At 65.7% G+C, this 14,659-nt stretch carries 15 protein-coding genes; 9 read left to right on the forward strand and 6 right to left on the reverse strand.

Features of this window, described 5'->3' with window-relative positions:
• Positions 1 to 169: 169 nt before the first annotated feature.
• On the forward strand, positions 170 to 1,030 hold the full coding sequence (locus tag ACSYG9_RS15525) for a phytanoyl-CoA dioxygenase family protein (RefSeq protein WP_440123419.1): 861 nt from the start codon (positions 170 to 172) through the stop codon (positions 1,028 to 1,030).
• Between the two features lie 76 nt (positions 1,031 to 1,106).
• Positions 1,107 to 2,345 carry a helix-turn-helix domain-containing protein gene (locus ACSYG9_RS15530; protein WP_454839048.1) on the forward strand — a complete coding sequence of 413 codons (1,239 nt, stop codon included), beginning with the start codon at positions 1,107 to 1,109 and terminating at the stop codon, positions 2,343 to 2,345.
• Between the two features lie 387 nt (positions 2,346 to 2,732).
• Here the strand turns inward: ACSYG9_RS15530 and ACSYG9_RS15535 are convergent, their stop codons facing one another.
• Together ACSYG9_RS15535 and ACSYG9_RS15540 are read right to left on the reverse strand one after the other, a co-directional pair.
• Positions 2,733 to 3,107 carry a S4 domain-containing protein gene (locus ACSYG9_RS15535; protein ID WP_440123421.1) on the reverse strand — a complete coding sequence of 125 codons (375 nt, stop codon included), beginning with the start codon at positions 3,105 to 3,107 and terminating at the stop codon, positions 2,733 to 2,735.
• Positions 3,108 to 4,745, reverse strand: coding sequence for an ATP-binding cassette domain-containing protein (locus ACSYG9_RS15540; protein ID WP_440123422.1), 1,638 nt, complete (start codon positions 4,743 to 4,745; stop codon positions 3,108 to 3,110). It lies immediately after the preceding gene.
• 55 nt (positions 4,746 to 4,800) lie between these two features.
• Here ACSYG9_RS15540 and ACSYG9_RS15545 point away from each other — a divergent pair, with 55 nt between their 5' ends.
• Positions 4,801 to 5,310: a pyridoxamine 5'-phosphate oxidase family protein gene (locus ACSYG9_RS15545; RefSeq protein ID WP_440123423.1), complete on the forward strand. Its 510-nt coding sequence runs from the start codon at positions 4,801 to 4,803 to the stop codon at positions 5,308 to 5,310.
• Between the two features lie 4 nt (positions 5,311 to 5,314).
• Here the strand turns inward: ACSYG9_RS15545 and ACSYG9_RS15550 are convergent, their stop codons facing one another.
• The 4 genes from ACSYG9_RS15550 to ACSYG9_RS15565 form a co-directional block, all read right to left on the reverse strand.
• On the reverse strand, positions 5,315 to 5,959 hold the full coding sequence (locus ACSYG9_RS15550; protein ID WP_440123424.1) for an NAD(P)H-dependent oxidoreductase: 645 nt from the start codon (positions 5,957 to 5,959) through the stop codon (positions 5,315 to 5,317).
• Positions 5,960 to 5,996: 37 nt separating this feature from the next.
• Entirely contained in the window at positions 5,997 to 7,238 is a 1,242-nt protein-coding gene (locus tag ACSYG9_RS15555) for an MFS transporter (RefSeq protein WP_454842966.1), read from the reverse strand.
• Positions 7,239 to 7,465: 227 nt separating this feature from the next.
• On the reverse strand, positions 7,466 to 8,560 hold the full coding sequence (locus ACSYG9_RS15560) for a trypsin-like peptidase domain-containing protein (protein WP_440123426.1): 1,095 nt from the start codon (positions 8,558 to 8,560) through the stop codon (positions 7,466 to 7,468).
• Positions 8,557 to 9,666 (reverse strand): NAD(P)-binding domain-containing protein, encoded by a 1,110-nt coding sequence (locus ACSYG9_RS15565; protein WP_440123427.1) that lies wholly within the window; start codon positions 9,664 to 9,666, stop codon positions 8,557 to 8,559. Before ACSYG9_RS15565 ends, ACSYG9_RS15560 begins: the two co-directional genes overlap by 4 nt.
• Positions 9,667 to 9,838: 172 nt before the next feature.
• On the opposite strand from ACSYG9_RS15565, the gene ACSYG9_RS15570 reads away from it, so the two are divergent.
• From ACSYG9_RS15570 to ACSYG9_RS15595, 6 genes are all read left to right on the forward strand, one after another.
• The gene (locus tag ACSYG9_RS15570; protein WP_454839049.1) at positions 9,839 to 10,726 is read left to right on the forward strand and encodes an SPFH domain-containing protein; all 888 of its coding nucleotides are present in this window, start codon (positions 9,839 to 9,841) and stop codon (positions 10,724 to 10,726) included.
• Positions 10,727 to 10,736: 10 nt separating this feature from the next.
• Positions 10,737 to 10,940 carry a hypothetical protein gene (locus ACSYG9_RS15575; RefSeq protein ID WP_440123429.1) on the forward strand — a complete coding sequence of 68 codons (204 nt, stop codon included), beginning with the start codon at positions 10,737 to 10,739 and terminating at the stop codon, positions 10,938 to 10,940.
• 125 nt (positions 10,941 to 11,065) lie between these two features.
• Positions 11,066 to 11,707 (forward strand): ABC transporter permease subunit, encoded by a 642-nt coding sequence (locus tag ACSYG9_RS15580; RefSeq protein ID WP_440123430.1) that lies wholly within the window; start codon positions 11,066 to 11,068, stop codon positions 11,705 to 11,707.
• Complete coding sequence (locus ACSYG9_RS15585) at positions 11,707 to 12,909, forward strand: ATP-binding cassette domain-containing protein (protein ID WP_440123431.1); 1,203 nt, start codon at positions 11,707 to 11,709, stop codon at positions 12,907 to 12,909. Before ACSYG9_RS15580 ends, ACSYG9_RS15585 begins: the two co-directional genes overlap by 1 nt.
• Positions 12,906 to 13,643 (forward strand): ABC transporter permease subunit, encoded by a 738-nt coding sequence (locus tag ACSYG9_RS15590; RefSeq protein ID WP_440123432.1) that lies wholly within the window; start codon positions 12,906 to 12,908, stop codon positions 13,641 to 13,643. Before ACSYG9_RS15585 ends, ACSYG9_RS15590 begins: the two co-directional genes overlap by 4 nt.
• Complete coding sequence (locus ACSYG9_RS15595) at positions 13,640 to 14,620, forward strand: glycine betaine ABC transporter substrate-binding protein (RefSeq protein ID WP_454839050.1); 981 nt, start codon at positions 13,640 to 13,642, stop codon at positions 14,618 to 14,620. Before ACSYG9_RS15590 ends, ACSYG9_RS15595 begins: the two co-directional genes overlap by 4 nt.
• The last annotated feature ends 39 nt before the right edge of the window (positions 14,621 to 14,659 follow it).

The following is a 14,659-nucleotide window of genomic DNA, read 5'->3' on the forward strand; positions in this document are numbered from 1 at the left end:
GCGACGGCGGGCCTGTGATCCGAGCTCCGAAATCGTCCTACCTGCGTCACAGGTGCGATGTGCACCGTCAGGGAGCCGGAAACGCTGAGATCTGGGGATAGGCAGCTTCACTCGGGGCAGTGATAGTGAGACCTGCGACACAGAACCTGCATCCAAAGATCGGAACACCATGACCACCGCCGAAACCACCATCACACGGGTTCCCCGGACCACCCCAGTCGCAGACATTCTGACGACTGTCGAGCGAGAGGGGGGCGTCATCATCGAAGGTCTCCTCTCCCCGGAGCAGGTCGAGCGCTTCAATACGGAGATCGATCCCGACCTCGCGGCGCTCGCACCCGGCAGCACCCACGAGAACGAGATCGTGCAGGAGTTCCACGGGGTCAACACCAAGCGACTGACCAACTTGGTCAATCGCAGCGATATGTTCCGCGACGAGATCATCGATCTCGATCTGGTCCACGAGTTGTGCGACGCACGGTTCCTCGAGGAGTCCGGGACGTACTGGATGACTACTGCGCAGGTGATCGAGATCGGCCCTGGCAACCGCGCACAGATGTTGCACCGGGATCTGGAGAACTGGTACCCGTTCGTCGGTATGGGGCCTGCGGGACCCGAGATCACCCTGAACTTCCTCATCGCACTCACCGACTTCACCGAGGAGAACGGTGCGACGCGGGTGATCCCCGGCAGCAACCACTGGTCCGACTTCGAGAACCGTGGCGCACCGGAACAGACCATCCCCGCGATCATGAAGGCGGGTGATGCGCTGTTCATCAGCGGGAAGACCGTTCACGGAGGAGGAGCGAACCTCACCACGGGCCAGTACCGACGGGGTGTGTCGTTCGCGTTCAACCCGGGCTACCTGGTCGGCGAAGAGGCATATCCGTTCCTCGTGGACCGCGAGGTCGCGGCGACTCTCCCTGAGCGCGTCCAGCGAATTCTGGGATTCCGGTCGCAGTACCCCCTCGGTTCGCCGGGGCTCTGGCAGGTCGATTACGCGGAGCTCGCCGATTACCTCGAGCTGTAAGGACGGCGACGCAGCTGATCAGTGGGGTCTGCTGGATTCGCTGAAGCCACCGACCGCACCGAGGAGACTTGCGGGCATGACGACACCTGAGCCGCTGTGGTCGGATCCCTCGGAGCCGGTCGAGCGATTGATCCGCGACTTGGCCGAACGGATGCTTGCGCGGTCCGGCGAGATCGTCACCGCGGTCACCGCGGCGTCCGTCAGCGCTCCGGAGTATCGGATGATCGCCGACGACCCTGTGCTCGCGGCCGCCGACGCGCGCTTGGTCGTTTCTCTGCTCGATCATTGGCTCACGTTCAACATCGCGCACCCGGGTCGGCGGGTGGCTCCGATCGGCGGTAGCGAGATCCGTACCTATGCGCGTGACGTTGTGCTGCGTGGTTTCGTCGCCGACGAGATCGAAGCGTGGCGGGGCGCTGAGCGTGTGTGCTGGCACTGGTGGCTTACCGCGTGCTTCGATTCGACGGACGATCTGGACGAGCTTCGTGAACTGACGGAGATCTCCGGGAACTCTCTGACGACGTTCACCGACGACTCCATGGCGGAGTTGGGCGAGCACGTGCGGCGGATCCGGGAGGAGCTCGCCGGCGGACCGCAGCTGCAGCGATACGCCACCGTCGAGCTGCTCCTTCAAGGCGCGGACATCACGACGCCGCACGCAGAGGCCCAACTCGGGTACGCGCTCACCGGATCGCATATCGGGGCAGTGATCTGGGTCGACTCCGAGAAAGACGTCTCGTTGCTGGAGCGCGCCGCCGAGCAAGTGATGCGCGCGTGCGGTGCCGACCGTCGCCTCACCGTGGCCGCGGGCACGGCGGCGTTATGGCTGTGGATTCCGGGGAAGACGCCGCCACCGGCCTCGGTCCTGGTTGAACGGCTCCGGGGCCGGCGACGTGTCCGCGTTGCATTGGGCCGATCGGCCAGGGGCGTGCCCGGCTTCCGGCGCACCCACATGGATGCCGCTGCAGCACAACGTCTTCTGGCCCGACTGGGCTCCAGTATGTCGGTCGTGCGGTATGAGGACGTCCACCTCGTGGATCTGCTCTCCGCGGACCTCGCCGCAGGCGACCGATTCGTCGTCGATGTCCTCGGAGACTTCCTCGACGCCAGTCCCGTCCTGCATCAGACGGTACTCACGTATGTCGAGGAAGGTCTCAACCGGACGAGCACGGCCGAGCGGTTGTATACCCATCGCAACACGATCGATCGTCGGCTTGCTCGCGTCGATGAACTCCTCCCCAAACCGTTCGCGCAGAACCCCACAGAGGTGGCGGCAGCTCTGACCATGCTGCTCGTTCGGCGCAGCACCACCTGAGCAAGCAGCTCTTTGCCCCACTGTCTCGCCGTGGTCAGGCGATTCTGGCGTCCGGGTCAACGGCCGTTTCGGGTACGAACAGAAACTCGATCGATCCGTCACCCCGTTCGCACAAGATTCCAACCGCCGCGGTGTGGGGTTCGGCCGCTGTCTCGGTGTTCTTCCTGGTGACCGCGCTATTCAACGAGACCGCGTTCTCGTACATCCTCGGTATGGCAACTATCGGGTAAGTGGGTGTCTACATCTCGACCACCGCGGAAATGATTGCCGCCGACCGACGCAGTGTGTTCCCGCCCTCCAGCGCGCAAGCGAGGAGAGTCCGCGCTCGACACCGCTTTGGAGCCGGTACACCCACGCCGGCGTAAGGCGGCAACTGATGGACAACCCTCAATCCTCGTTGAAGCCGCGAAGCCTCTCCATCTCACGACGTTCCTTCTTCGTCGGCCGTCCTGCGCCGCGGTCACGACGTGGAATCGACGCGAGAACCTCCTTCGGCGGCGGGGGAGGGCTGTGATCGATGTACGCCGTCGCCGCGATCGGTGCACCGACCCGCTTGTTCACGAGCTGCGCGACCTCGACGATCTTCTCCATGCCGTGCACGCGAACCCGCACTTCGGTACCGATCGTGACGGGGGTCGACGGCTTCGCGGTGACCCCGTCGACGCGCACGTGCCCGCCCCGGCATGCGCTCGCCGCTGCCGAGCGGGTCTTGAACAACCGCACCGACCACGTCCAGCTGTCGACCCGAACACTTCCACCCATCTACAGCAACTCCTCGCTCAGTTCTCCGTCTTCCAGCTTCCACCTGCGCGTTGCGCGGGTGGTGTCCAGCATCCGCCGATCATGGGTCACCAGCAGCAGGGTGCCCTCGAAGCTTTCGATGGCCTGCTCGAGCTGTTCGATTGCGGGAAGGTCGAGGTGGTTGGTGGGTTCGTCGAGCACCAGCAGATTCACGCCGCGGGCCTGGAGCAGGGCGAGACCTGCCCGGGTGCGTTCGCCCGGTGACAGTGACGACGCCGGCCGCATCACGTGATGACCTTTGAGCGCGAATTTCGCGAGCAGTGTGCGGACATCGGCATCCGGCCACTCGGGCACGTGTGCACCGAAGGCTTCGACCAGCGGCTCGTTGCCTTCGAATAGTCCACGCGCCTGGTCGATTTCGCCCACCAGCACACCGGATCCGAGTGCAGCACGACCCGCGTCCGGGGTGAGCGCGCCCAGCAGCAGACGCAGCAGGGTGGTCTTTCCCGCGCCGTTCGGTCCTGTGACGACGATCCTGTCGCCCCATTCGACTTCGGTGGTGACCGGACCTAGCGTGAACCCGCCCCGAGTCACAACCACACCGTCGAGCGACGCGACCAGGGTGCCGCTGCGCGGCGCCGCCGCGATCGACATGCGCAGTTCCCATTCCTTTCGGGGTTCCTCGACCACCTCGAGGCGCTCGATCCGCCGCTGGGTCTGCCGCGCCTTCGCGGCCTGTTTCTCGGTGGATTCGGCACGGACCTTCCGTCCGGCCTTGTCGTTGTCCTTCGTCTTGCGCCGGGCATTGCGCACGCCGTGTTCGAGCCAGTTGCGTTGCATCTGTGCGCGATCCTCGAGCGCCGACTTGGTGTCGGCGTACTCGTCGTACTGTTCCCGCGCGTGCCTTCGCGCAACCTCGCGCTCGACGAGATACGCTTCGTAACCCCCGTCGTACACCGAGATCTGTTGCTGCACAGGGTCGAGTTCGACGATTCCTGTCACCGTCCGCGCCAGGAACTCTCGGTCGTGACTGATGACCATCAGCGCGTTCCGTGTCTCCGCGACGAACCGCTCGAGCTGGTCCAGGCCGGCCAGATCCAGATCGTTCGTCGGCTCGTCGAGCAAGAGCACGTCGTAGCGCGACAGCAACAGCGCTGCCAGTCCGGCGCGGGCGGCCTGTCCTCCGGACAGACCCTCCATCGGGGCATCGAGGCCGATATCGAGGCCGAGGTCGGCGACGACCTTCTCGGCCCGCTCCGCGAGATCTGCTCCGCCGAGCGCGAGCCATCGTTCGAGTGCGGGGGTGTAGTCGTCGACGTCGGAGGTGCCCAGCGCTTCGGCTGCGGCATTCATGGTGTTCTCGGCGTCGGTGACGCCGGTGCGGCGACCCAGGAACGCGAGGATGGTCTCTCCGGGCACCCGCTCGGGTTCTTGCGCGAGGTACCCGACGGTCGCATCGGGCGGGCTCAACGTGACGGAACCGGTGACGTCGGCGCTTCCCGTACCTGCAAGGGTCGTGAGCAGGGTCGACTTGCCTGCGCCGTTCGCGCCCACCAGCCCGATCACGTCGCCGGGCGCGACCGTCAGGTTCAGTCCGTCGAACAAGGTGCGTTCACCGCGGGAGGCCGACAGGTCGCTGATTCGTAGGGTTGCGCTCACCCCACGATTATCGCCGTCGCGATGAGTTCGCCGTCCGGCGCGGGTCAGTACAGGTATGACAACAGCTGCAGTCACCACCACGATTGACGTCCGTTACGGCGAACCCGGCGCCGAACCCACGTCGTGGCCCGAGACGGAGGCCCTGTTCGCGTCGGCGCCGTTGTACTGGGTGAGCACGATCCACACGACCGGTCGGCCACACGTGGCGCCGCTCGTCGGCGTGTGGCACGGCGGCGCCTTCCACCTCACGGTCGGCCCGGGCGAACAGAAAGCACTCAATCTTGTGGAGGATCCCCGCATCGCAGTCACCACCGGACGCAACGACTGGGATGCCGGCGTCGACGTGGTGCTCGAAGGGGAAGCCCATCGTGTCACCGACCACGACGCACTCACCGCGATCGCCGCCGCGTACTTCGCCAAATACGGCGAAGCATGGCGCTTCGAGGTCGGAGAGGGAGGCTTCGGTATCGCCGATGAGTTCGCCTGGGTGTTTCGGATCCCGCCCCGGAAGGTGCTGGTCTTCGCGAAGAAGCCGCACGGCCAGACCACCCACCGATTCGGCTAGACGTTCAGGAGCCCAGCTTCGTGGCAAGCTCTCGGATTGCATTCTGTGCGGCGGAAAGGCTCTCCGCAGCCTGCCCGGCGAGCGGGGACATCGGTGGAATCCTTTCGGCGAGAGTAAGTTCCGCCGTTACCACCGACACCGACATGCCGAGTGATTCGCCCAGCGTCTGCTGGAGCGGCGGGATCACCGAATCGGTGCCCTCGCCGGGGGTGCCGGGTGCGTACGTATTACCTCGACTCGACACGATCACCGCGGGCTTGCCCTTCAGCGGTGCGTCCGGGGTGTCGAACGGCACGGTGGTGCCGAGCACGTGGATGTAGTCGATCCACGCCTTGAGTGTGGACGGCATCGACCAGTTGTACATCGGCGCACCGATCAGGACGACGTCCGCGTTCGTGACCTCCTCGATCAGCGCGGCCTGCAACGCCTCGGCCTCGGGATCCGGCCGTTCCGCACCGGTACGCAACCGCGCTGCGTAGTGCAGACCGGCGTCGGGTAGGTGGGGCAGCGGCGATCGGTGCAGATCTCGCACGAGCACTGTGTGCTCGTCGCCGAGCGAACGCCACGTGTCGGCGAACAGCGCGGTCAGGCCGCGGGAGACCGAGGCGTGCAGGTCGGCGGAGGAATCGAGGTGCAGCAGTGCAGGCATGGCGTCTCCTGGGTTCCGGCGGTGATGTCGTCGGAGCTTACTGCGCCGTCTGCGGCTGCGTAGCGCCGCCGACGGAGGGGGAGTGCCCGCTCTCCACCTGGACATCCAGCGGATTCGCGATTTCGTCGCGTGGCATGCGCGCCACGACGATCACGACGAGCGCGACGACCATGGGCACCGTACCGGCGAGCACGAATGCAGGTACCAGACCGACTGCGAGTGCAATCGGGCCCGCTACCGCCATCGACAGCGGCATGAACACGAGCGAGACGAAGAAGTCCAGACTCGACACCCTGCCCAGCAAATGCGGCGGCACACGCCGCTGCAGCAGCGTCCCCCAGAGCACGGTGGGTGCTTCGAACAGCACTCCGACGGCGAACACGGCTACGACGATCAGCACGATCGAATCGGCGAATCCGACGACGACGAGCGGAATCGACCCGACTCCCCACATCAGCATCATCACCGTCAGATAGCGGCGAGGTAGCCGCGTGGAGGCCATCGTCAGCGCGCCCACGGCGCCTCCCACGCCGAACGCGGCCAGGACGATCGCGTGGGCGCCCGGCCCGCCGCCGGGGATGTCCTTGACGACGAACGGGATCAGCACCTCGATCGGACCTGTCAGGACGAGCACGATCATCGATCCGAACAGGAGCGTGCCGAGTAGCCACGGGGTCCGCGTCATATAGCGAAATCCCTCGACGAGATCCATGGTGGCCGAACGTAACGGATGGCCGTTCGCGACCGGTAGATCGCGGCGTACCGGTGTGGGCCGCACCGCGAGCAGGCACAGCGCTCCGGCGACCTCCAACACGACGACCGCGGCCAGCGCCGCGCCCGGCGAGATCGACGCGACCACTGTGCCTGCGAGCGCGGGCCCCGCGGCCTGCATGCACACCGGGCGGAGTAGTCCTTCGATTCCGTTGGCGGCCAGCAGGTCTTGTGGGGGAACGATCGACGGTAGTAGAGCCGAATAGGCCGGGTAGTGAAATCCTTCCGAGAGGCCGACAGCGAAGCCTGCGACCGCGAGATGCCAGAACGTCACCCGATCGGTCAGTGCGAGTACCGCGACGATCGCCACGATCGCGGCCCGTGCGATGAATGCGGCGAGCAGAATCCGTCGCTGCGGTATCCGGTCGGCGAGCACACCGCCGACGAGGCTCGTGAGCACGATGCCGACTGCCGGACCGGTCGCGACCAGTGAGAGCTGGGCGGGTCCGCCGCCGAGCTCTATCACCTGCCACACCAGCGCGATCAGCCACATGCCCGCCGCGAGCATTCCCAGCGACAACGCGAGTACCAGTGCCCGGTACTGCTGCCACCGGAATGGACGAGCCGGCCCGCGTGCCCATCGCGCGGTAGTGTCGTGCACGTTCTTCCTCCGTCCTGCCTTCCGTAGTGTCGGCCGGTCGGACGGGGATCGGCAACCGATTTTCGTCGTCGAGCGTGCAGTTTTCGTCGCCTCCTCTCGAAGAATGCGACGTGAACTGCATGCTCGATCGGGTGTCAGCGGACGGGCCCCGACTCGAGCGTCAGGTCGGTGGAGCCTGAAACTCCTGCCTCGTCGATCCATTCGACACGCACCCGATCGCCCGGCCGATGCCGACGCAGCGCGTCCTCGAGATCGTTGGTGGAGGAGACCGGCGCGCCATCGAAAGCGATTATCACAAAGCCTGTTTCGAGGCCGGCGTGGTAGGCGGGAGAGCCGTACGAGACCCACAGCACCTCGGCGCCCCGGTCGCCACCGTCGGAGCGAGCAGTGGTGACGCTGACGCCGAGCTGCGGGGTGGGGCCCACATGAACGGTCTCGGATCCGACCCCGCTTTGCACCTGCTCCAGCACGTCGAGTGCTTCGCTGATCGGCACCGCGTACGCCTCGGGGGGTGCCCCGCCGGTGTCGATCCCGATGGTTTCCGACGGGTCGCGGTAGACCGAACCCGCGGTATTGACCCCCACGACCACACCGAACTCGTCGACGAGGGGCCCGCCGGAATCGCCGGGACGGATTGCCGCGTCGGTCTGGAGCATGCCGGTGAGCCGGTGGCGCGATCCGTCGGTCGAATCACGCACCACGACGTTGCGGTCGTGGGCGACGACGGTGCCCGGTGCTGCGACGACGACGCCACCGCCGTCGGCATTACCGAAGGCGGTGACCAGGGATCCGACTTCGGGTGGCGTGTCGGCGAGGGTGGCGACCGGCAGGTCGTGCGCCGCGCCGAGTTGCAGGACCGCGATGTCTCGGGTGGGGTCGTAGCCGGTGACGGCGACGTCGTAGATCAGCCCGGTCGCGGGACTGACCGCGGTGATCTCGGTGGCGCCGCTCACGACGTGATGATTGGTCAGCGTCACGCCGTCGGGGGTGAGGACGATGCCCGTACCCGCGACCCCGCTCCACCCTCGGCTCGCGTCGATGTTGACCACCACCGATTCGGTCCGGGTAGCGAGTTCGTCGAACGACAGTGGGGGCGGAGGTGGCGGCGCGGGTGCTGCGACGGGCACGGGGGCCGGTGATCCGACCTCGACGACGGCGGGTGCGCTCACGAGCAGGCTCGCGGTGGCGACGAACGCCACCAGTAGCGTCGACCCCCCGCGCCCCGTCACGTCGCGTGCGCCTCCGTCTCCAGATGGTCGACGAGTTCGCGAGCCGCTGCGCGCCCCGCACGGTTGGCACCGATGGTGGACGCCGACGGACCGTAACCGACCAGGTGGATCCGGGGATCACCCTCGACCTGGGTCGCGAGTCGGCCGGTCAACGTGATCCCGCCGCCCGCGTTGCGCAGGTCCAGTGGTGCAAGGTGGTCCAGGGAACTGCGAAATCCGGTGCACCACAGGATGACATCGACGTCGAGCTGTGCCCCGTCGGGCCATTGCACGCCGGTCTCGGTGATCTCCGAGAATATGGGCTGACGTTCGAGGACGCCGCGTTCGCGTGCGGCTCGGATCGCTGGGGTGACGGGTAGGCCGGTGACGGAGACGACGGAGCCGGGTGGCATACCGCGCCGCACGCGGTCTTCGACGAGCGCGACTGCAGCTCTACCGATCTCGGGACTGAACTCTTCGTTGCGCCAAGCGGGTTCGCGTCGGGTCGTCCAGGTGGTTCTTGTGACGCGGGAGATCTCGTCGAGCAACTGCACCGCCGAGATCCCGCCGCCGACGACCAGGACGTGCTTGCCGATGAATTCGTCCGCGGAGCGATAGTCCTTCGTGTGCAGTTGACGACCGCGGAAGCGGGTGGCACCGGGATACCACGGGACGAAGGGATGTTCCCAGGTTCCGGTGGCGTTGATGATGCCCTTGGCGGTGTAGATCCCCGAATCGGTCTCGATGCGCAGGTGGTCGCCGCGATCGCAGACCACCGTCACTCGGACCGGGCGGTGGACCGGCAGATCGAATCGCGCCTCGTAGTCCGCGTAGTACTCCGGCACCGCAGTGGATGCGGGTACGAGACCGGTCTCGGAACCGACGATGTCCTCGAACGGTGACCCGGGAAGATCATGGATTCCATTGACGGTGCTCAGCGTCAACGACGGCCATCGGTGCTGCCACGCTCCTCCGGGTCCGTAGGAGCGGTCCAGGACGACGAAACCGGTTTCGGGGCGGACGCCGAATCGACGTAGGTAGTAGGCGGATGAGAGCCCGGCCTGTCCGGCGCCGATCACGACGACGTCGACGGCCTTCGTGTCGGCGGCGGTGTCCTCGAGCGTCATCGAACCCCTCCCGGTCGGTTCCCGTGTATTCAATGATGCCCCGCGGCGCGGGGACGTGCGCGGCAACTGTGCAGGGAGGCGGTTCGACGTCCGTAACGCCGGATTCGTGATCCCACATCGGCCGATAATGTGATATCACTTTAATATCGTCAAGGTATCGGAAGGGAACTTCATGGACACACCGGACACATTTACGGTCGAGCGACCGGGCCGCTCGTACAACGGCTGGGCCGTGCTCGTCGCAGGCCTCGTCGTCGACCTTGCTGCGATCGGACTGATCGTGTGGGGCGCGATCGAAGTCGCTGTACCCCTGATCGTCGCCGGTGCCGTGATCTTCGTCGTGGCGACAGTGGCCCTCGCAGGTCTGGTGCTCGTGGAACCCAACGAAGCCCGCGTCCTGCAGCTGCTCGGCGGGTCGTACTCGGGCACGCTGCGCGAACCCGGCCTGTTGTGGATGAACCCGCTCAACTCGCGCCGTAAGATCACCACCCGCATCCGCAACCACGAAACGGGGCGGGCGAAGGTCAACGACGCCGACGGCAACCCGATCGAGATCTCCGCCATCATCGTCTGGCAGGTCGAGGACACCGCCCGCGCAGTCTTCGATGTCGACGACTTCGAAGAATTCGTCGCAGTCCAGACCGAAGCCGCCGTTCGTCACATCGCAGGCAGCTACCCGTACGACGGTCCCACCGAGGTGATGTCGCTCCGTCAGAACGCCGACGAGATCACCACCAGGCTGTCGGAGGAGGTCCACGAGCGTGTGCAGTCCGCCGGCGTCCGCATCATCGAGACGCGCATCAACCAGCTCGCGTACGCACCGGAGATCGCTCAGGCGATGCTGCGTCGTCAGCAGGCCGGTGCCGTGATCGCCGCGCGCGAACAGATCGTCCAGGGCGCCGTCACGATCGTCGGCAGTGCGCTCGACCGACTCGTCGCCGAGAACACCGTCGAACTCGACGAGGAACGTAAGGCCACGATGGTCTCCAATCTGCTCGTCGTCCTCTGCGGCGACCAGAATGCACAACCCGTCGTCAACACGGGCTCGCTCTACCAGTAGGAACAACGGCATGGCCGAACGTAAGAAGGTGCTGTTGCGGCTCGACCCCGCGGTTCACGACGCGCTCGCGCGGTGGGCTTCGGACGAGTTGCGCAGCACCAACGCGCAGATCGAGTTCGTCCTGCGTCGAGCTCTGACCGACGCCGGGCGCATGCCGCGTGCCGCGGGACGGATCCGCAAGCCCGGTCGTCCCCGCGCCGACGAGGACGAGTGATTCGATCTCCGCCGGGCGAACAACGCGAACTGCCCACGCACGCGCTTCGTTGCCGTTAGCTTTGTGCGGATGGCGCCTCATCGGTACCCCGAGGCGGCTTCGACACGAACGACAAGAGGAATGCCGTGAGTCTGTGGAGCTATATACAGGGCCGTGAGCAGACTCTGCTGTTCCTGACCTACCAGCACGCCTCCCTCGCGTTCCAGACCGTCCTGGTCGGCAGTGTCGTCGCATTGGCGATCGGTGTTGCCGTCTATCGGCTGCCGGTGATGTCCTCGCTCACGCTCACCGGCAGCCGGGTGGCGCTGACCATCCCGTCGCTCGCACTGCTCGCGCTGCTGATCATTCCGTTCGGGCTCGGCGTCACCCCGTCGTTCGTGATGCTCGCATTCTTCGCGGCGATGCCGGTGATCGGCAGTTCCGTCGTCGGGCTGCGATCCGTGTCTCCGGCGGTGATCGAATCGGCACGGGGAATCGGCCTCGCACGATGGCGGATTCTCGCATTCGTCGAACTGCCGATCGCGTGGCCGGTCATTCTCAGCGGAATCCGCGTTTCGACCCAGATGGTCGTGGGAGTGGCCGCGATCGTCGCCTACGTGCTCGGTCCTGGACTGGGATCGCTGATCTTCAACGGACTGGCTCGCCTCGGCGGAACCAACGCCGTGGAGATGGCTTTGACCGGGACCATCCTCGTCATCCTCGTGGCTCTGGTCTTCGACGCACTGCTCGTACTGCTCGGACGCCTGACCGTTTCGAAGGGACTCTGATGGCAGACCGGCGCATCACCGGCACTTCGATACGGCTCGACGGCGTGGTCAAACGCTATCGCGGACAAGACAAGCCCGCCGTCGAGCGCCTCGACCTCGATATCGAAGCGGGCGACATCGTCGCCTTCGTCGGGCCGTCCGGATGCGGCAAGACCACCACTTTGAAAATGATCAACCGGCTCATCGAACCGACCGAAGGCCGCATTCTCATAGGCGACCGCGACGTCACCGACGAGAATCCCGACCGGCTCAGGCAGTCGATCGGCTATGTCATCCAGTCGGGCGGGCTTTTTCCACACTGGTCCGTCGCAAAGAACATCGGCGCGATCCCCCGAGTCCTCGGCTGGAATCGCACCGAGATCGCTGAACGCACCGAGTATCTTCTCGAACTCGTGGGCCTCGATCCGGGCACCTACGCCGACCGTCTCCCCAGGGACATGTCCGGCGGACAGCAACAACGCGTCGGTGTTGCCCGAGCCCTCGCGGCCGACCCGCCCGTGCTGTTGATGGATGAGCCGTTCGGGGCGGTGGACCCGCTCACCCGGGCCCGCCTGCAGGACAGCCTCCTGTCCATCCAGCAGGAGCTGGGAAAGACAATCGTCCTGGTCACACATGATTTTCAGGAAGCGACCAAACTCGGCGACAAGGTGCTCATCCTGTCCGAAGGCGGACGTATCGAGCAATACGCGCCCCCCGCGGAGATCCTCGCAGACCCCGCCACCCCTTTCGTCGAGGAGTTCGTCGGATCCGGTGCCACTCTCGCGCAGCTCACACTCACGAGAGTGCGGGACGTCGACTACGAACAGGTGGTCACCGCGTCGGTCGGAGAGAACGCAGGAGAAGTGGCGGACCGCGCCCGTCTTGCGGGCCACGACTGGATCGTCGTGGTCGACGGACGCGGAAGGCCGCGCGCGTGGCCCACCCTCGCCGAGATCGCCACAAAACCACAGATCTCCGACTACATCGACGCGAGACTTCCGGTGGTCAGCGAATCGTCGACGCTCAACGACGCGCTCGACTCGATGCTCGCCGCGAGCCAGGGTGGAGTCCTCGTCACCGACGGCCGTGGCGTGATGCGGGGTGCGCTGCGCATCGACACGGTGATGGCGGTGATCCGTGCCCACACCGCCGAGGTGAGATCGGACGACGAAGAGCCCTCGTACGTCTCACACGACGAGGACCAGCACCGGGAGGATTCGTGATCTCCGCGCGGCGGGTACCGGTGGACGTCTGGTTCGAGCCACTGATCATCGTTGTGGTCGGCGCGGGTTATCTGTACTGGTATCTGACTTCGTCGTTCACCGAAACCGAACAGGCGGCCCTCGGGTGGGACAACCTGAGGGCGACCATCGTCGACCACATCGTGCTGACGGTGGTGGCGGCGATCATCGTGATCGTGATCGCCGTGCCCCTCGGGATCCTGCTGAGCCGCGACTCGATGCGATGGCTCAACCCGGTCGTCGTCAATGCGGCGAACGTCGGGCAGGCCGCCCCGGCAGTGGGATTGCTCGTCCTGTTCACGATGTGGCTCGGCACCGGATTCCGGACCGCGGTCATCGGTCTCGTCGTGTATGCGATCCTTCCGATCCTCCAGAACACGATCGTCGGTCTGCGCCAGGTGGATCGGAGAGTCATCGAGGCGGCACGGGGTATCGGATTCTCCAGTGCACGCACTCTCGTGCGTGTCGAGTTGCCGCTCGCAGTGCCGATCATCCTCAACGGTATTCGGACCGCTCTGGTCATTCTCGTCGGAACCGCGACGCTGAGCACCTTCATCGGGGCCGCGAGTCTGGGAACACTGATCACCACCGGAGTCACGTTGTTCCTTCCAGCGTTGCTCATCTCGGGCGCGATCCTCGTGGCCCTGCTGGCACTGATCATCGATTGGCTGGGCAGGCTCGTCGAATTCGTCGCAACACCGCGAGGCCTCTCGTGACGCGGATTCTGCACGGTGCCCGCGTGCTCGTGGTCGTGGTGTGCGCGGTGGCTCTTGCCGCGTGCGGTCTGGTCAGTTCGTCGGGCACGTTCCGGAAAGCCACCCTCCCGGACGGAAGCGAACCGTTGGCCGGAGCGTCGCTGGTCGTCTCGTCCAAGAGTTTCACCGAGGGTGTCATCCTCGGCAAGATCACAGCCACCTACCTTGCCGCCGCGGGCGCTGACGTCTCCGACCTCACGGGTGCACCGGGATCGGCGTCGTCGCGTCAGGCACTGCTCAACGGTGACGTCGACATCGTCTGGGAGTACACGGGCACCGGGTGGGTGAACTACCACGGGCAGACCGAGACGATCGTCGACCCGCACGAATTGTGGGAGCGGGTCCGTGAGATCGAGAAGGAGGAATACGATCTCGAATGGCTGCCGCCGGCGAACTTCAACAACACCTACGCGTTCGCTGCATCCACTCCGACCGCGGAGCGACTCGGTGTGCGGCGTCTCGAAGACATCGCGAGCCTGCCGGTCGGTGAGCGCACCTTCTGCGTGGACGACGAGTTCTTCAGTCGGCCGGATGGTTTCGTTCCGATGCTCGAGGCATACGGGATCCCGTTCAATGATCCGAACGGTGTTCCCGCCGGAAATGTGACCAGGATGGACACCGGCGTGATCTATATGTCCACCGCGTCGGCCGAGCCCTGCAATTTCGGCATGGTGTACACCACCGACGGCCGGGTGCGGAACCTCGACCTGGTGGTCCTCGAGGACAACCGCAGCTTCTTCCTTCCCTACAGCGGGACCGCGGTGGTGCGCGGAGAGATTCTGGCAGCGCATCCGGAGATCGCCGAACTCATGGGCACGCTGTCTGCGCGACTGACCGAAGACGTGCTGCAGGACCTCAACGCCCGCGTCGACATCGAGGGGCAGGAGCCGTCCGAGGTCGCGTACGAGTGGTTGATCGGAGAGGGGCTCGTCACCTAGTTCGACCGGAGAAATTCTCTGGTCGAATCATGATCGCTC

Source organism: Rhodococcus sp. SJ-2, from assembly GCF_053750035.1.

What these genes read in the sequence shown, in the direction of transcription:
- ACSYG9_RS15525 (WP_440123419.1), top strand. Translation starts at nt 170, where the DNA reads ATGACCACCGCCGAAACCACCATCACACGGGTTCCCCGGACCACCCCA.
- ACSYG9_RS15530 (WP_454839048.1), top strand. Translation starts at nt 1,107, where the DNA reads ATGACGACACCTGAGCCGCTGTGGTCGGATCCCTCGGAGCCGGTCGAG.
- ACSYG9_RS15535 (WP_440123421.1), bottom strand. Translation starts at nt 3,107, where the DNA reads ATGGGTGGAAGTGTTCGGGTCGACAGCTGGACGTGGTCGGTGCGGTTG.
- ACSYG9_RS15545 (WP_440123423.1), top strand. Translation starts at nt 4,801, where the DNA reads ATGACAACAGCTGCAGTCACCACCACGATTGACGTCCGTTACGGCGAA.
- ACSYG9_RS15550 (WP_440123424.1), bottom strand. Translation starts at nt 5,959, where the DNA reads ATGCCTGCACTGCTGCACCTCGATTCCTCCGCCGACCTGCACGCCTCG.
- ACSYG9_RS15555 (WP_454842966.1), bottom strand. Translation starts at nt 7,238, where the DNA reads ATGCTCGCGGCGGGCATGTGGCTGATCGCGCTGGTGTGGCAGGTGATA.
- ACSYG9_RS15565 (WP_440123427.1), bottom strand. Translation starts at nt 9,666, where the DNA reads ATGACGCTCGAGGACACCGCCGCCGACACGAAGGCCGTCGACGTCGTC.
- ACSYG9_RS15570 (WP_454839049.1), top strand. Translation starts at nt 9,839, where the DNA reads ATGGACACACCGGACACATTTACGGTCGAGCGACCGGGCCGCTCGTAC.
- ACSYG9_RS15575 (WP_440123429.1), top strand. Translation starts at nt 10,737, where the DNA reads ATGGCCGAACGTAAGAAGGTGCTGTTGCGGCTCGACCCCGCGGTTCAC.
- ACSYG9_RS15585 (WP_440123431.1), top strand. Translation starts at nt 11,707, where the DNA reads ATGGCAGACCGGCGCATCACCGGCACTTCGATACGGCTCGACGGCGTG.